Source organism: Enterobacter sp. SLBN-59, assembly GCF_024807915.1.
In the GTDB taxonomy this organism is placed as follows: Bacteria; Pseudomonadota; Gammaproteobacteria; order Enterobacterales; family Enterobacteriaceae; genus Enterobacter; species Enterobacter asburiae_B.
This window is the reverse complement of the sequence record NZ_JANUFI010000001.1, coordinates 1,964,871-1,979,237: the sequence shown is the minus strand read 5'-3', so window position 1 is coordinate 1,979,237 and position 14,367 is coordinate 1,964,871. Positions and strand designations below refer to the sequence as shown.

15 protein-coding genes are annotated in these 14,367 nt (G+C 57.4%); 7 read left to right on the top strand and 8 right to left on the bottom strand.

Going from position 1 to position 14,367, the window contains the following annotated elements; all coding sequences use genetic code 11:
- Complete coding sequence (locus M2422_RS09495; RefSeq protein WP_064673439.1) at window positions 1-1,422, bottom strand: PLP-dependent aminotransferase family protein; 1,422 nt, start codon at window positions 1,420-1,422, stop codon at window positions 1-3.
- A gap of 86 nt (window positions 1,423-1,508) precedes the next feature.
- On the opposite strand from M2422_RS09495, the gene M2422_RS09490 reads away from it, so the two are divergent.
- The 3 genes from M2422_RS09490 (at window position 1,509) to M2422_RS09480 (ending at window position 6,460) form a co-directional block, all read left to right on the top strand.
- Entirely contained in the window at window positions 1,509-2,120 is a 612-nt protein-coding gene (locus tag M2422_RS09490) for a YitT family protein (RefSeq protein ID WP_023310590.1), read from the top strand.
- A gap of 77 nt (window positions 2,121-2,197) precedes the next feature.
- Window positions 2,198-3,268 (top strand): LacI family DNA-binding transcriptional regulator, encoded by a 1,071-nt coding sequence (locus tag M2422_RS09485; protein WP_064673438.1) that lies wholly within the window; start codon window positions 2,198-2,200, stop codon window positions 3,266-3,268.
- A 102-nt stretch (window positions 3,269-3,370) separates the two neighbouring features.
- On the top strand, window positions 3,371-6,460 hold the full coding sequence (locus M2422_RS09480) for a beta-galactosidase (RefSeq protein ID WP_064673437.1): 3,090 nt from the start codon (window positions 3,371-3,373) through the stop codon (window positions 6,458-6,460).
- Window positions 6,461-6,499: 39 nt separating this feature from the next.
- Here the strand turns inward: M2422_RS09480 and M2422_RS09475 are convergent, their stop codons facing one another.
- A complete protein-coding gene (locus M2422_RS09475) occupies window positions 6,500-7,333 on the bottom strand; it encodes a nickel/cobalt efflux protein RcnA (RefSeq protein WP_064673436.1) in 834 nt (277 codons plus the stop codon).
- A gap of 134 nt (window positions 7,334-7,467) precedes the next feature.
- Here M2422_RS09475 and M2422_RS09470 point away from each other — a divergent pair, with 134 nt between their 5' ends.
- Entirely contained in the window at window positions 7,468-7,740 is a 273-nt protein-coding gene (locus tag M2422_RS09470) for a metal-sensing transcriptional repressor (protein ID WP_023310594.1), read from the top strand.
- Here M2422_RS09470 and M2422_RS09465 read toward each other — a convergent pair.
- Window positions 7,733-9,298: an EAL domain-containing protein gene (locus tag M2422_RS09465; protein WP_047061248.1), complete on the bottom strand. Its 1,566-nt coding sequence runs from the start codon at window positions 9,296-9,298 to the stop codon at window positions 7,733-7,735. The two genes, M2422_RS09470 and M2422_RS09465, sit on opposite strands and share 8 nt — an antisense overlap.
- A 219-nt stretch (window positions 9,299-9,517) precedes the next feature.
- Between M2422_RS09465 and M2422_RS09460 the strand changes: the two genes are divergently transcribed.
- Complete coding sequence (locus M2422_RS09460; protein ID WP_010428154.1) at window positions 9,518-9,778, top strand: type B 50S ribosomal protein L31; 261 nt, start codon at window positions 9,518-9,520, stop codon at window positions 9,776-9,778.
- A gap of 2 nt (window positions 9,779-9,780) precedes the next feature.
- Entirely contained in the window at window positions 9,781-9,921 is a 141-nt protein-coding gene (gene ykgO, locus M2422_RS09455) for a type B 50S ribosomal protein L36 (protein WP_003859006.1), read from the top strand.
- Here ykgO and M2422_RS09450 read toward each other — a convergent pair.
- Window positions 9,918-10,628 (bottom strand): GNAT family N-acetyltransferase, encoded by a 711-nt coding sequence (locus M2422_RS09450; RefSeq protein WP_064673435.1) that lies wholly within the window; start codon window positions 10,626-10,628, stop codon window positions 9,918-9,920. The two genes, ykgO and M2422_RS09450, sit on opposite strands and share 4 nt — an antisense overlap.
- Before the next feature lie 101 nt (window positions 10,629-10,729).
- On the opposite strand from M2422_RS09450, the gene M2422_RS09445 reads away from it, so the two are divergent.
- Window positions 10,730-12,190 (top strand): PLP-dependent aminotransferase family protein, encoded by a 1,461-nt coding sequence (locus tag M2422_RS09445; RefSeq protein WP_064673434.1) that lies wholly within the window; start codon window positions 10,730-10,732, stop codon window positions 12,188-12,190.
- Here the strand turns inward: M2422_RS09445 and M2422_RS09440 are convergent.
- The 4 genes from M2422_RS09440 to tomB all read right to left on the bottom strand — a co-directional run bounded on the left by M2422_RS09440 (window position 12,162) and on the right by tomB (window position 14,124).
- Window positions 12,162-12,629 carry a YlaC family protein gene (locus tag M2422_RS09440; protein ID WP_023310598.1) on the bottom strand — a complete coding sequence of 156 codons (468 nt, stop codon included), beginning with the start codon at window positions 12,627-12,629 and terminating at the stop codon, window positions 12,162-12,164. The two genes, M2422_RS09445 and M2422_RS09440, sit on opposite strands and share 29 nt — an antisense overlap.
- A 117-nt stretch (window positions 12,630-12,746) precedes the next feature.
- Window positions 12,747-13,298, bottom strand: coding sequence for a maltose O-acetyltransferase (maa, locus tag M2422_RS09435; protein WP_064673433.1), 552 nt, complete (start codon window positions 13,296-13,298; stop codon window positions 12,747-12,749).
- A gap of 205 nt (window positions 13,299-13,503) precedes the next feature.
- On the bottom strand, window positions 13,504-13,722 hold the full coding sequence (locus M2422_RS09430) for an HHA domain-containing protein (protein WP_008499287.1): 219 nt from the start codon (window positions 13,720-13,722) through the stop codon (window positions 13,504-13,506).
- A 27-nt stretch (window positions 13,723-13,749) separates the two neighbouring features.
- A complete protein-coding gene (gene tomB / locus M2422_RS09425) occupies window positions 13,750-14,124 on the bottom strand; it encodes an Hha toxicity modulator TomB (protein WP_008499288.1) in 375 nt (124 codons plus the stop codon).
- Window positions 14,125-14,367: the final 243 nt, after the last annotated feature.

Genomic DNA, 14,367 nt, shown 5'->3' with positions numbered 1-14,367 from the left:
TTAGATCACGCTGCGTTTTAACGATGGCACGTTTTTATTCAAGGCGAGCCATAACGGTTTGATCCTCAGCAACGCCTGCTCAAGCTCTGTCGATTCCAGCGAGAAGGGCATACGTAAATAGCGGTCAAACGCCCCCGATAAACCAAATCGCGTCCCGGTTCCCAGGTTAATCCCGATTATTTCTGCCCGCGCGGCAAGCTGTGTCGCCAGCATGCCCGGAAGCTCTATCCAGTAAGAGAGCCCGCCTTCCGCCTCGTGGAATTTCCACTCCGGGAAATGTTCGCGCAGCAGGTCACCACATCGATCGCGCCGTTCCGCCAGCATCTTCCGGCGTGCGGGCAGAAACGTCTCGCTGTTGTTAATGAGCCACCGCATTGCCAGCTGTTCGAGCAGCGGCGAGCCTAAATCCAGAGTATCCCGCGTCTGGGCAAGGGTGGCGATGATGCGCGATGAGGCACGGATCCAGCCGAGACGCAGCCCGCCCCAGAAGCTTTTTCCGGCAGAGCCTAAGGTGATGACGGTGGCCTGCGGGTTAAAGGCGGCCAGCGGTGGCGGGGGAGGCGCATCAAACCAGAGATCCACCATCGTTTCATCCACCACCAGCGCCGTGCGGGTTTGGGCTGCAATATCCGTGATGGCCTGACGGGTGGCGATATCCATACAGCGCCCGGTCGGATTATGAAAATCTGGCATCAGGTAGGCCAGGCGCGGCGCCGTCTGGGCAAGCGTTGCGGCAAAGCCATCCGTATCCCAGCCGGTTTCCGGCAGCGACACCCCGACTGGCCGACACTGCGCCCCCTGAATGGCGGCAATCGCCAGCGGATAGGTGGGATGATCGACCACGACGCGGTCCCCCGGCCCGGTCATCATCCGCAGCACCAGCGCAAAGCCGCTGACGGCGCCATTAACCACCATCACTTCGTCTGCGCGGGTGGGAAGGCCCCGCGCGGTATAGCGCGCAGCGATGGCCTCCCGCAGCGTCGGTAGCCCCAGCTGATCGTAGCCCGTCAGCGAGAGAAGCGGGGTAATGGCCGTGAGCGCATGGGCATAAGCCTGATGGATCTCCGGCCCGGCATTCAGGGCGGCAGTGGAGAGATCCAGTGCGGCGCTCGCCGCGGAAAGGGTGGGAACGGCGCGCGTGTCCGGGAGAATGACCCGCGACCCGCTGCCGTGGCGGCTTTCAAGGTACCCCTCTTCACGCAGGTGGGCGAGCGCGCTGCTGATGGTGGTTCGGCTCACGTCCAGCGCCGTGGCCAGCTCACGCTCGCCCGGCAGCCGCGTATTCAGTGCCAGACGCCCATCAAGAATTAACAAACGCAGCGCGTCGGCCAGCTGTCGCCAGAGCGGGGTGCGGGATGAGGCTTGCTGCCAGTGGCCTAAAAGGCGTACCAGAGACTGGCTTCCGAAGCGACGTGATGACATATGCAGTCCACTATTTGAAAACTGGACATTAATCATAGTGCCATTTTAGGTCAGGATGAAAGCCTGGTTCACTGGAGAAGATAAAAATGGTACGTCGTCTGCTACAACTCTATGTCGGTTTAGGACTGTATGGCCTTTCCACCGCAATGTTTATTCGTTCCGATTTGGGTGTCGATCCCTGGGATGTGTTTCACCTCGGGGTGGGGATGCAGCTGGGGATGACTATCGGGACGGTGATCATTGTGACCGGCGCGGCGGTGCTGCTGCTGTGGATCCCGCTGCGCCAGATGCCGGGCCTTGGCACGATCAGCAACGTGATTTGTATCGGCCTGGCGGCGGACGCCAGCATGGCGCTTATCCCGGAGCTGGATTCGTTACCCGTTCGAATTGCTTTCCTGGTGTCGGGCATCGTGATGAACGCGATTGCGACCAGCATGTACATCGGGGCCGGTTTCGGGCCAGGCCCGCGCGACGGCCTGATGACCGGCATTCACGCCCGACTGGGGTGGTCCATTCGCAGCGTGCGTACCTCAATTGAGGTGTCCGTTCTGCTGATTGGGTGCGTGCTTGGCGGCACGTTTGGGGTGGGAACCGTACTGTATGCACTGACCATTGGCCCGCTTATCCAGCTCTGCCTGCCCTGGTTCCGCCAGAAGCCACGCATTGCGGAAATACCCCAGCCGGAGCGGGTTGTTTAATTTTACGAAGCGCTCACATGTTTTAACGGCGTCGCTGTGCCAGAATAGACGCTTCGAAAATCGCGATGCCAGAAAGCATGAAAGCAATCACTCTCTATGATGTCGCCCTCCTTGCGGGGGTTTCTTATCAGACCGTTTCCCGCGTCATTAACGACGCGGAACATGTGTCTGCCCGCACGCGAGAAAAGGTGCAGCAGGCGATGGCGGAGCTGCACTACGTTCCTAACCTTCGGGCGCAGCAGCTGGCGGGGAAACGCACCCGTACGTTGGGCCTCATCACCACCGACCTGGCCCTGCACGCTCCTTCGCAAATTGTGTCGGCGGTCAAATCGCGTGCGGCGGAACAGGGGGCGAGCGTCCTGATTTCAATGGTGGAGCAACCCCGGCAGTGTCAGGCCGCGCTTCAGGCGCTGCTGGCACAGCGGGTGGACGCGCTGCTGGTGAATGTGCCGCTTGACGATCCGCACGCCGAAGAGCTCAGGGCGCTGGCGTCCCCCGTCCCGGTGCTGTTCCTCGATGTATCGCCCTCAGCGCGGGTAAACAGCCTCGTGTTTAACGCGGAGCAGGGGGCGCGTCTGGGCGTTGAGCATCTGCTTTCTCTGGGGCATCAGCGCATTGCCCTGCTGAGCGGGCCGGAAAGCTCGGTCTCTGCGCGGGCGCGTCTGGCGGGCTGGAAAGCGACGCTGGCGCAGGCGGGTCTTAACGCGACGGCTGTGGCCTACGGTGACTGGAGCGCGGCCAGCGGTTATGAGAAGGGACACGTGCTGCTGTCGGGTGCGGCATTACCGGACGCGATTCTGGTGGCGAACGATCAGATGGCGCTCGGGGCGATGCGCGCCTGCGCGGAAAAAGGGATCGCGATACCTGGCCAGCTTTCGGTGGTTGGGTTTGACGATACGGCCGACAGCGCCTGGTTTTCCCCGCCGCTGACAACCATTCGTCAGGCGTTTCGCGAGGCAGGCGAACGCAGCGTGGAGTGGCTGCTGGCGCCTTCCGGGGGCGAAGCGTGCCGGCAGGTTCAGCTGCCGGTGACGCTGGTTACCCGTCATTCCAGCGCGCGCCGCAATCCGAAGCAGGCCGAACGCGAGGATCTGGCGCAGCAGCTCAGAAGCCTGGCACTCCTTGCCGAGCAGATTGCCCGCAAATAAAACTTTGTGATCGGACTCGCTACCCCGCGATTGAACGCTTTACCGTTGCCCGGTGCCAGGGCATGTTAACCAAAATTGTGAGCGCTTCGCAAAGAGGTTACTATGTCCACCACTTCACCGCTGACCCTCAGCGCCATTCTGGCCCGTCGGGACTGGGAAAATCCTGGCGTCACCCAGTGGAACCGTCTGGCCGCACACGCGCCGTTGCACAGCTGGCGCAATGAACACTCTGCCAGAGAGGACGCTGGATCGACCAGCAGGCACTCTCTGAACGGAGTGTGGCAGTTTAGCTTCTTTACCGCGCCGGAGCAGGTTCCTCAGGCATGGGTAACCGAAGATTGCGCCGATGCCGTTGCGATGCCCGTGCCGTCTAACTGGCAGATGCAGGGTTTCGACACGCCCATCTATACCAATGTCACCTATCCCATTCCCGTTAACCCGCCTTTCGTGCCGCAGGAAAATCCGACCGGTTGTTACTCGCTCACATTTGAGGTGGATGACGCCTGGCTTCAGAGCGGGCAGACCCGCATCATCTTCGACGGCGTGAACTCCGCGTTCCATCTCTGGTGCAACGGACAGTGGATGGGCTATTCCCAGGACAGCCGATTGCCCGCCGAATTTGACCTCTCGGCGGCCTTGCGCCCCGGGCAGAACCGCCTGGCGGTCATGGTATTGCGCTGGTGCGACGGCAGCTATCTGGAAGATCAGGACATGTGGCGCATGAGCGGCATCTTCCGCGATGTGACGCTGCTGCATAAACCCGAGACGCAGATTGCCGATTATCACGTGGTGACGGACCTGAATGCGGAGCTGGACCGCGCGGTGCTGAAGATGGATGTCGCGCTGACAGGCGCTGGCTTTGCAGACTGCGAGGTGGTCATGACCCTGTGGCGCAGGGGTGAAAAATGCGCCAGCGTTTCCCGGCGGCCAGGATCTGCCATCGTCGACGAGCGCGGCAGCTGGGCAGAGCGGCTAACGACGGCGATCCCCGTCGACCAGCCCGCGCTCTGGAGCGCTGAAACGCCAGAACTGTATCGCCTGACGATTGCGCTTCTTAACCCGCAGGGTGAGGTGCTGGAGGTTGAGGCGTGCGACGTGGGCTTCCGCCGCGTTGAGATCGGCAATGGCCTGCTGAAGCTTAACGGTAAACCGCTGCTAATCCGCGGGGTTAACCGACACGAGCATCATCCGGAAAACGGCCAGGTGATGGACGAAGCGACCATGCGCCGCGATATCGAAATCATGAAGCAGCACAACTTCAACGCCGTGCGCTGCTCGCACTACCCGAACCATCCCATGTGGTACCGGCTTTGCGACCGCTACGGGCTGTACGTCGTTGACGAAGCCAATATCGAAACGCACGGCATGGTGCCGATGAGCCGCCTTGCTGACGATCCGCGCTGGCTGCCCGCCATGAGCGAACGCGTGACCCGCATGGTGCAGCGCGATCGTAATCATCCCTCGGTTATCATCTGGTCCCTGGGCAATGAGTCGGGCCACGGCGCGAATCACGATGCGCTGTACCGCTGGCTGAAAACCACCGATCCTACGCGTCCGGTGCAGTATGAAGGCGGCGGCGCGAACACGGCGGCGACCGATATTGTCTGTCCGATGTACGCCCGGGTCGATCGGGATCAGCCCTTCCCGGCAGTGCCTAAATGGTCAATCAAGAAATGGATCGGCATGCCGGACGAAACGCGCCCGCTGATCCTCTGTGAATACGCCCACGCGATGGGAAATAGCTTCGGCGGGTTTGCGAAATACTGGGAAGCGTTTCGCAGCCATCCTCGCCTGCAGGGCGGGTTTGTCTGGGACTGGGTCGATCAGGCCCTGACGAAACGGGATGAAAAGGGCAACGCGTTCTGGGCCTACGGCGGAGACTTCGGGGATAAGCCGAACGATCGGCAGTTTTGTCTTAACGGGCTGGTGTTCCCCGATCGCACGCCGCATCCGGCGCTGTACGAGGCGCAGCGTGCCCAGCAGTTCTTTACCTTTACGCGGGTCAGCACCTCTCCGCTGGTGATTGAGGTGCAAAGCGGCTACCTGTTCCGCCACACCGATAACGAAGTGCTGAACTGGACGGTTGCCCGGGACGGGGACGTGCTGGCCGCGGGCGAGGTGACGCTCTCGATGGCGCCTGAAGGCACCCAGCGTCTGGAGATTGACCTGCCGGCGCTGAACGCCGGGCCGGGTGAGATCTGGCTGAACGTTGAAGTACGCCAGCCGCGGGCAACGCCGTGGTCTCCGGCTGACCATCGCTGCGCGTGGGAGCAGTGGCCGCTTCCGGCTCCCCTCTTTATTGCTCCGCCAGTCCCGGCGGGCGAGCCGCCGGTGTTAACGCAAAACGAGCTCATCCTGGAGATCGCCCATCGTCAACAGCGCTGGCAGTTCGATCGCGCAACCGGAAACCTGTCCCAATGGTGGCGAAATGGCGTTGAAACGCTCCTTTCACCTCTGACGGACAACGTCAGCCGCGCGCCGCTGGACAACGACATTGGCGTGAGTGAAGCGACGCAGATCGATCCGAACGCCTGGGTTGAACGCTGGAAAGCGGCGGGCATGTACGAACTCACCTCGCGCGTTCTGCACTGTGAGGCACGGCAGCACGCAGGCGACGTGGTGGTCACAACCCAGCACGTGCTTGAGTATCGCGGCAAAGCCCTGTTCATGAGCCGTAAAGTCTGGCGGGTGGACGATCGGGGCGTTCTGCATGGCGATATTCAGATTGATGTTGCGTCTGATATCCCTGAACCCGCGCGCGTTGGCCTGAGCGTTCATCTTGCCGAAACGCCGGAAAACGTTCACTGGCTGGGGCTGGGGCCGCATGAAAACTACCCGGACAGAAAGCTGGCGGCGCAGCAGGGTCGCTGGACATTACCTCTCGAGGCCATGCACACGCCGTATATCTTCCCGACGGAAAATGGTTTGCGCTGCGATACCCGGGAGCTTGTGGTGGGAACGCATCAGCTGAACGGCCGGTTCCATTTCTCGGTGAGCCGCTACGGCCAGCAGCAGCTGCGTGAGACAACCCATCATCATCTGCTGCGCGAAGAGCCGGGATGCTGGCTCAATCTCGATGCGTTCCATATGGGCGTGGGCGGCGACGACTCCTGGAGCCCCAGCGTCTCGCCGGAATTCCTCCTGCAGACACGCCAGCTTCGCTATACCTTCAGCTGGCAGCAGAACCCTTAACTGACCATGAAGATGCGGCCACAGAGCGTGGCCGCAGTCTTACGCCAGAATGCCGCTCAGGCCATGCAGGCTCATGTAAATCCCTACTACGGTAATCAGCGCAGCGGAGATCCACGGCGCTTTACGGGAGAATTCGCTAAACCCGGGCCAGCGTTTGGTCGCGTGCTTGAGGCTTAAGGCGGCAATCGCGCCGGAAGCGACCAGCGTTAACGCCAGACCAATACTGAAGCTGAACACCAGCGTCGCGCCGAGGGCGAAATGCTTCAGCTGCAGGCAGATCAGCAGTACGGTGATGGACGCCGGGCAGGGAATAAGCCCGCCGGTCAGGCCAAACATCACGATCTGTCCGGTGGTGACGTTTTGACCGCTGAAGCGCCGGTTAATATCCTGCGCGTGAGCGCGCTGGTGGGCGTCCTGCCACTCTTCTTCAACCAGCGTGTGTTCGTGGTGGTGATGATGATCATGATGGTGGTCATGGTCATGGTCATGGTGGTGGTGGTGATCATGGTCGTGATGATGATGATCGTGCGGCTGGCTCTCTTTCCAGGTTCGCCACGCCATCCACAGGGCGATCGCAACGATCAGCACCCCGGAAATCAGCTGGAACCAGGGTTCGGACGTGTGTGCATCCCAGCCCCGACCAAACCATAATCCCGCCATCGCAACGAGCCAGACCACCGCCGTATGGGAGAGCGTGGCCGCCAGGCCGAGCAGCACCGCCTGTTTCAGCGTGCCTCGGATGGCAACAATAAAGGCGGCCATCATTGTTTTTGAATGGCCCGGTTCCAGGCCATGTAGCGCACCGAGCAGGATAGCGCTGGGAACAAACAGCCAGGCGTTGCCCTGCTGAAGGAGTGAAGCAAAATCGGTCATGGGAAATTCCGGAGTGGAAAGCGTGCGGAGATACTACTCCCCCCCAGTAGCGTAATACTACCCCCCAGTAGAAAAATACTCAGGGGGAGTAGAGCGTGGTATGCTTTAAAAGCCAAAAAATAAGGGAGACAGAGATGTCACATACCGTTCGCGACAAGAAGATGTTACTGACTCGCCTGAAGAAAATTCAGGGGCAGAGCACCGCGCTGGAGAAAATGCTCAACAGCGATCACGAATGCGCCGAGGTGTTACAGCAGCTGGCGGCGATCCGCGGGGCGGTGAATGGCATGATGATGCAGGTGATCGAAGGGCATTTAACCGATCATGTGGTGAAAGAGCCTGAAGAAGCGCAGCGTGAAGCCGATCTTGGCGTGGTGTTGCGGGTGATGAAATCCTATCTCAAGTAGCGTGCGTGCCGAGGTTATTTTCTGCCCAGAGAATAAATTCCGTTTTTGGCAGCGCTTTGCTGTAGTACCACCCCTGCCCGTACTGCACGCCGTGTTGGTGTAGCCAGGCGAGTTGCCCTGCGGTTTCGACGCCCTCCGCTACCATCGCCAGCTTCAGCGACTTCGCTATTTCAATGATGTGCGGCGTCACATTTTTATACTCCAGCGCATCTACGAACGATTTATCAATTTTTAGCGTATCGACGTCCAGATCCTGCAGATAGCTCAGGCTGGAATAGCCCGTGCCAAAATCATCAATATAGACAGGGTGGCCCGAACGACGAAATGCGGCGATAGCCGGTGCGCTAATTTTGGGATCGGCAAAGCCGCGCTCGGTGAGCTCAAGGGCGATTTGCCGGGGGTGGATTTGCCACTTGTTCAGGAGCTGGCTCAACAGAGGCGGCAGGATGCCGGAGGTTAAATCGGCAGGGGCGAGGTTAATGGAGATATGCTGATCCGGATAGCGTTGCAGCCAGTGGCCCATATCTTCAAACACCTTTTCGATGACTAACTGCGTCAGCTTCGAGATGAGCCCCGTTTGCTCGGCAAGAGGGACAAAAATATCCGGAGAGAGGCAGCTTCCGTCCGGCTGCGGCCAGCGCGTTAGCGCCTCAGCGCCCACAATTTTTCCACTACAGAGCGCTACGATGGGCTGATAGTGGACCACAAAATCCCGGCTGTTAATGGCGTCAAGCAGGCGATTGCGCGGCGACTGGATACGCCGCAGGATCCGCAGGACAAACAGTGCGGCGAGCAGGCTTATCAACATGCCGAACGGTAACCAGAAAAGAAGCTGCCGGTGCCAGGTTTCAGCCAGCGGTTTGAGCGTTGCCCATGCGACGACGGTAAATCCAAGCTCAGGTACAGACTTCATGACGTACATTGAACCGTTGTACTGCACGCTTTTCACACCCCGCTCCTGAACCATGTCGCGGATGTGAGAGTCGAGCTTGCTGCTGCTGGCAAATATGCGATGCGTTGCGCTTCCTACCAGGGCGGCATCAATCGCTATCTCGCCGAAAGGGATCACGTCCACCAGCGAGGCAGGATCGATCATGACAAGGTAGTGGCCTTTTCCCAGCACCGTCATGTAGCGGTTAAACCCAAGATCGTTTTGCGTGGTCAGCCACGCGCTGTAACCATCTTCGGTAATGCGCATTGGAGGAGGGAAAGGGGACGCATGGCTGGTTTGCTCCAGGGAGGAGCAGAGCGGTCGAAGGTTGTCGATATAAATCACTTCCTGGACATATCGCCACGAGAAAGCGACCCGGCGCATTTCCCGCAATTGCAAGGGGCTACACGGCACGCCCTCAAAGGCCTGCAGGTGATCGAGCGCTTCTTTTGCCTGATCCACAACCCTGTCGGTGCGTACCAGCACGCGGGAGGCATAGTTATCCAGCGCATCGGCGAATTTATCTTCCGCCTGGCGATGGGCCAGCCAGATGCTCAGGCAAATGGGGACCAGCACAGAAAAGATAAGTACGCCAGTCACCAGACTGACCAGATGTCGGGTTTTCATGCTGTCGTGTCCTTCCTCGTATACCCGTTCCTGGGCATTGAGTTCCCTGCCTGAAGAGAAAGATTTTACCGCGAAATGATATAGTTATAGCACGTGGTTGGCATGGTTTTCATTTTATCTCAGGCATACGAGAAATTATCGTCAGAAGAGAGGGGTTGTTTTTTCAACCTCGCCTGGATATTATTTTGTTATGTTATAACAAAACATAAAGGATTTACGATGAAACCCGATATTCACCCAGCCTATCGCACCGTGGTATTCCACGACACCAGCGCTAATGAATACTTTAAAGTCGGCTCAACCATTAAAACCGACCGCGAAATTGAACTCGACGGTGAGACATATCCGTACATCACCATCGAGGTTTCTTCAAAATCGCACCCGTTTTATACCGGTAAGCAGAAAACGTTCTCCACGGACGGCAGCGCAGCGCGCTTCCGCAAGCGTTTTGGCGGTTTTCTCAATGCGAAGCGGGGCTAACCATGCAGGTACTTAACTCATTACGAAGTGCAAAGCAGCGTCACCCGGATTGCCAGATAGTCAAACGCAAGGGACGCTTATACGTGATTTGCAAATCTAATCCGCGCTTTAAGGCGGTTCAGGGACGTAAAAAAAGACGCTAAACGCGCGTTTCTCGCCAGCTTTCCAGGGATCTTTTCTGTTTGCCATCGGCAGTAAAATTGTCGGTGGCAAGCCAGCTTTCAAAGGCGCTCGCCAGCGCCGGCCACTCTTTGTCGAGAATCGAAAACCAGTCGGTATCCCGGTTACGGCCTTTTATGACCAGCGCCTGACGAAAGCGCCCCTCAAACTGAAAGCCCAGACGCAGCGCCGCTTTACGGGAAGGCTCGTTCAGGCTATTGCACTTCCATTCATAACGCCGGTACCCCAGGGTATCGAACACGTATCGCATCAGCAGATACTGCGCTTCTGTCGACCCTGGCGTGCGGCTTAACAGAGGAGAGAAGTGAACGTGCCCCACTTCCACGACCCCGTTTTTAGGATCGATCCGCATCAGGGACAGCGTCCCGACAGGAGACTGGGTCCGGTTATCCATAACGGTAAAGTGGATGGGATCGGATAACTCACTTACGCTCGCCACCCATTCGGCAAAATCCTCTGCGTTGGCATCGGGTTCACGCAGCAGCCACGTCCAGCTGCGGGTATCTTCGGCCAGGGAATAGGCGGAGAACAACGCGTGGGCATGCTCCACGCGCAGCGGCTCAAGCCGACAATAGTGACCCTGAAGGACCACCCGGGACGGGTGCTGACGAGGCTGCCAGTCGATAAGGGCTTCGCCTACAGGCTGTCCAAACTCGTTGAATGTATTCATCTTTATTTCCATGACGTTGAAAAGATCTCCAGATTAGTGAATTGCTGGTTCCTTAAAAAGAACCACCAGGCTATGTTTTTCTGGTACCACAAGGAGGGAAGATGAATATACCGGGTGATGAGCTTTACACTTTGCTCCATGCTGCGCTGAAAAAGCGTGGGCAGGAGACGCTTCAGCGCGCGCTCTATCTCGCTTTGCGGGAGGCCATACTGAGCGGAAGGCTTCGGTCCGGCAGCCAGCTGCCCGGTTCGCGAACGCTGGCGCAGCAGATCTCGGTTTCCCGAAACACCGTCAATGCGGCGCTGGACCAGCTCGCGCTCGAAGGCTATTTGCTGCGTAACCGTCAGGGTACGCGGGTGGGGCAATTCGCTCATCGTACGATTGCCCGGACATTGCCGGATCCTGACGTCAGTCTGACAAAACGGGTCGCCCTGCTGCCCGCGCCCGTGCCGCGCGACACCCCGGTGATGGCGTTTACGCCGGGAACGCCTGCCATTAACTATTTCCCCTTGCCGCTGTGGCGGCGATTGTACGATCGCGTCCTGCGCGAGGAGGGGAGTGCCCTGTTAGGCTATGGCGACCCGGCCGGCGAGCCGTCGCTGCGCGCCGCGATTGCCCGGCATCTCGCCCTGTCCCGCGGTATCGACTGCGACGCCAGCCAGATTGCGATAACCGAAGGGGCGCTTGAAGGCGTCAACCTCTGCACGATGCTGTTAAGCGAGCCTGGCGATGTCGCCTGGGTAGAAAACCCCGGCTATAGCGGGGCAAAGAGTGCGTTTGTTAAAACTGGCCTGGCAATGACGGGAATACCGGTTGATGACGAGGGAATGTGCTGGGAAGGGCTGGATGCGCCTGCGCCCTCAATGATTTTTACCTCACCTTCGCATCAGTTCCCTTACGGGAGCGTGCTCAGCGCGCGGCGGCGGCTGGCGCTGCTGGAGCTGGCCCGGCAGCACAACGCGTGGATCATTGAAGACGATTACGACAGCGAGTTCCGCTATGCCGGTGAGCCCGTACCGGCGATGCTGGGAATGGTCAACAATGCGCCCGTTGTGTATCTGGGGACGTTCAGTAAAACGCTGTTTCCCTCGCTCAGAATGGGGTTCATGGTGCTACCGCCAGCGCTGGCGAAAGCGGCTCGCCCGGCCATCGGCTCGCTGTTGCGCGGAGGGCATCGTGCGGAGCAGCGTACCCTGGCGCTGTTTATTGAAGAAGGTTATTACGCACGTCATCTTGCCGCCATGCGTCGGCTCTACCGTAAACGCTACCGCCAGCTGCGGGAGGTGCTGAGCGCAGAGCTTTATTCTCCGCACCGCATTCTGGCAGGCGAAGGGGGAATGCATCTGACGCTGGCGATAGACGGTATTGACGACCAGAAGCTGGTGGAGCAGGCGAGGGCGTTTCAGCTGGCACCCGCTGCGCTGAGCGGGTACTACCTGGAGGCGAAGCAGGGGCAAACCGGTCTGGTTTTAGGTTACGGCAATACCTCTGCTTCTCAGTTTGCGCCGGGGATCCGACGCCTGCAGGCGTTAATTACGCAGCAGCAGGGCGGGAAAGGGTAAAGACATCATAGAAAGAGAGCTGACCTTTGGTGGAGACCATTTTCTGCAGCTTCTCTTTTTGCCCGGCTTCAACCGCCGGAGAGTGCATAATGTTCTCGATCAGCTCTTCTGGCACGTAACGCGTGTTGTACCATTCGCCGTTATAGCAGACCCGGAAATCGAGCACGTCGATATCTTCGTAACGGTAGCGCGGATTCACGTCGAAAAAGAAAAAGGCGTTAAAGACGACAAACAGTACAACCAGCAGCCAGACGGAGTCCACCAGCGTTTCGGACTTCAGCATTACAATCAGCGTCGCCAGCCAGGCGGCATACATGGCGACAAACAGTCCAGGATGTTTGCGAATAAAGCTAATGCTAAAGCGCGGGCGATTGTCGCGCTTTTCGCGGAGGTTAAGATCGTCGATGGTGGCGGTAAGCAGGCGCTGTATCTCGGTCATTTTTTGCCTTCATAAGAGTTGACAATACAGGGGGTCTGCCAATTTTAGGGGAGCCATCTGGCTGAAAAAAGTAACAGTCTGGCCCTAAAAGACCATAACAGTTGGCTCCCCGTAACTTCACAGCGTTTTGATGATTTTGGCCGGGTTGCCGCCAACGACGACGTTAGCCGGGACGTCTTTCGTCACGATGGCACCGGAGGCCACCACCACATTATCACCAATGGTGACGCCAGGGTTAATGACCGCCCGGCCACCAATCCAGACGTTATTGCCAATCCTGACGGGTTTTCCAAACTCCACGCCGCTATTCCGTTCCTCCGCGTCCAGCGGGTGGGTGGCCGTATAAATATGAACACCCGGTGCGAGCATACAGTTATCGCCAATATAAACAGGGCAGACATCCAGCATTACGCAGTCGAAGTTAGCGTAAAAGTTTTTGCCGAGATAAATGTTATATCCATAGTCGCAGCGGAAGCTCGGCTCAATATAAGCGCCTGCACTTTGTCCCAGAAGTTCCGCCAGAATGTTCTGGCGTTCTGTTTTTTCATCAGGCGCAGTGTGGTTATAGCGATATACCAGATGGCGGGCCCGCAGTCGGTCAGCCCGTAACGTCTCATCGCCGGGGCGGTAATGTTCACCGGCAATCATTTTCTGTTTTTCTAAGCTCATTGGAAACCTCTCTGGATGTTATTACCGAAGGGTAATCGGAACAGGCCAGAAGGGGAACGTTCCCGAAAAGCCGATGTGACTGACGTCACAACATTGCTGCTGATGAACACGTTTTACACGGAGACCTGGCCTGGGCACAGGGAGCATAACGGGACAGGTAAATACTCAGAACGAGGCGTAGAACTCTACAGACACCCTTCAAAGATTAACGGACAAATTTCCACACAGAAGTAGGGATTTTGTCATACAGCTTATTCATTGTCAGTTCAGCAAGACGATGGTCAGCGGCTGAATAAAATACCGCCAGTTCATTATCAGAAAGCTCGTATTTATTCTTTTCAATGACGCGCTCAAGCGTGTCAATTGACTGACAACGTCGTAAGCGCATCAAATAATCGATTTTTGTGAGTGGTTTATCAGACATAAATTCACCTTAGTAATTGTAATAATTTTAACAGGAAAGACTCACCGGGTTAGCTCTGCTCACGTTGACGAAACAGCGGAATAGCCGATTTCCCGATTTACGCCATTTTTGCAAATCCTGAGCGTTAATGCCGTAACTGCTGAACAACATAAAGGTGTCGTCCAGGTATTCATCAATTTGCTCAATGAGCTTATTATCTTCATTGTACTTAATTTTATAATTAAGTGCGAAGGTTGCGATATGCTCTATCAGCTCATTCAACTGTAAATTGATGGCAGATGTTGGGTCGTTTACCCAGCCATGATTACTTTCATCAAGATTGGCAAGGCAGTCATGGTACAAGGATTCGCAGAGAAATTTCAACTGCGCGATATCATGCCTTTTTGGCGAGTACTCGTCCATAGCGCATCCCCTTCTGAGTGATTTCTTACTCACCGAACATCATTGTCGGGATGGATACAACTGACTTAGCTACATGAGTGCTGTGTTCCTGATAACCTAACTATAAGCCACTCCTTCCTGGATTTCACCGCGCTATTACGAAAAATTACAAATAAAAACCGTAGGCTGGGAGCGTGCACGCAAATGGTCACCCTGGACTCAACGTTTTTATCCAAATTAACGACGGGGTTTTATCGCTTCCTT

Bases quoted from the DNA above. Each gene is read 5' to 3' on its own strand.
- M2422_RS09495 (WP_064673439.1), bottom strand. From the start codon at position 1,422: ATGTCATCACGTCGCTTCGGAAGCCAGTCTCTGGTACGCCTTTTAGGC.
- M2422_RS09490 (WP_023310590.1), top strand. From the start codon at position 1,509: ATGGTACGTCGTCTGCTACAACTCTATGTCGGTTTAGGACTGTATGGC.
- M2422_RS09485 (WP_064673438.1), top strand. From the start codon at position 2,198: ATGAAAGCAATCACTCTCTATGATGTCGCCCTCCTTGCGGGGGTTTCT.
- M2422_RS09480 (WP_064673437.1), top strand. From the start codon at position 3,371: ATGTCCACCACTTCACCGCTGACCCTCAGCGCCATTCTGGCCCGTCGG.
- M2422_RS09475 (WP_064673436.1), bottom strand. From the start codon at position 7,333: ATGACCGATTTTGCTTCACTCCTTCAGCAGGGCAACGCCTGGCTGTTT.
- M2422_RS09470 (WP_023310594.1), top strand. From the start codon at position 7,468: ATGTCACATACCGTTCGCGACAAGAAGATGTTACTGACTCGCCTGAAG.
- M2422_RS09465 (WP_047061248.1), bottom strand. From the start codon at position 9,298: ATGAAAACCCGACATCTGGTCAGTCTGGTGACTGGCGTACTTATCTTT.
- M2422_RS09460 (WP_010428154.1), top strand. From the start codon at position 9,518: ATGAAACCCGATATTCACCCAGCCTATCGCACCGTGGTATTCCACGAC.
- ykgO (WP_003859006.1), top strand. From the start codon at position 9,781: ATGCAGGTACTTAACTCATTACGAAGTGCAAAGCAGCGTCACCCGGAT.
- M2422_RS09450 (WP_064673435.1), bottom strand. From the start codon at position 10,628: ATGAATACATTCAACGAGTTTGGACAGCCTGTAGGCGAAGCCCTTATC.
- M2422_RS09445 (WP_064673434.1), top strand. From the start codon at position 10,730: ATGAATATACCGGGTGATGAGCTTTACACTTTGCTCCATGCTGCGCTG.
- M2422_RS09440 (WP_023310598.1), bottom strand. From the start codon at position 12,629: ATGACCGAGATACAGCGCCTGCTTACCGCCACCATCGACGATCTTAAC.
- maa (WP_064673433.1), bottom strand. From the start codon at position 13,298: ATGAGCTTAGAAAAACAGAAAATGATTGCCGGTGAACATTACCGCCCC.
- M2422_RS09430 (WP_008499287.1), bottom strand. From the start codon at position 13,722: ATGTCTGATAAACCACTCACAAAAATCGATTATTTGATGCGCTTACGA.
- tomB (WP_008499288.1), bottom strand. From the start codon at position 14,124: ATGGACGAGTACTCGCCAAAAAGGCATGATATCGCGCAGTTGAAATTT.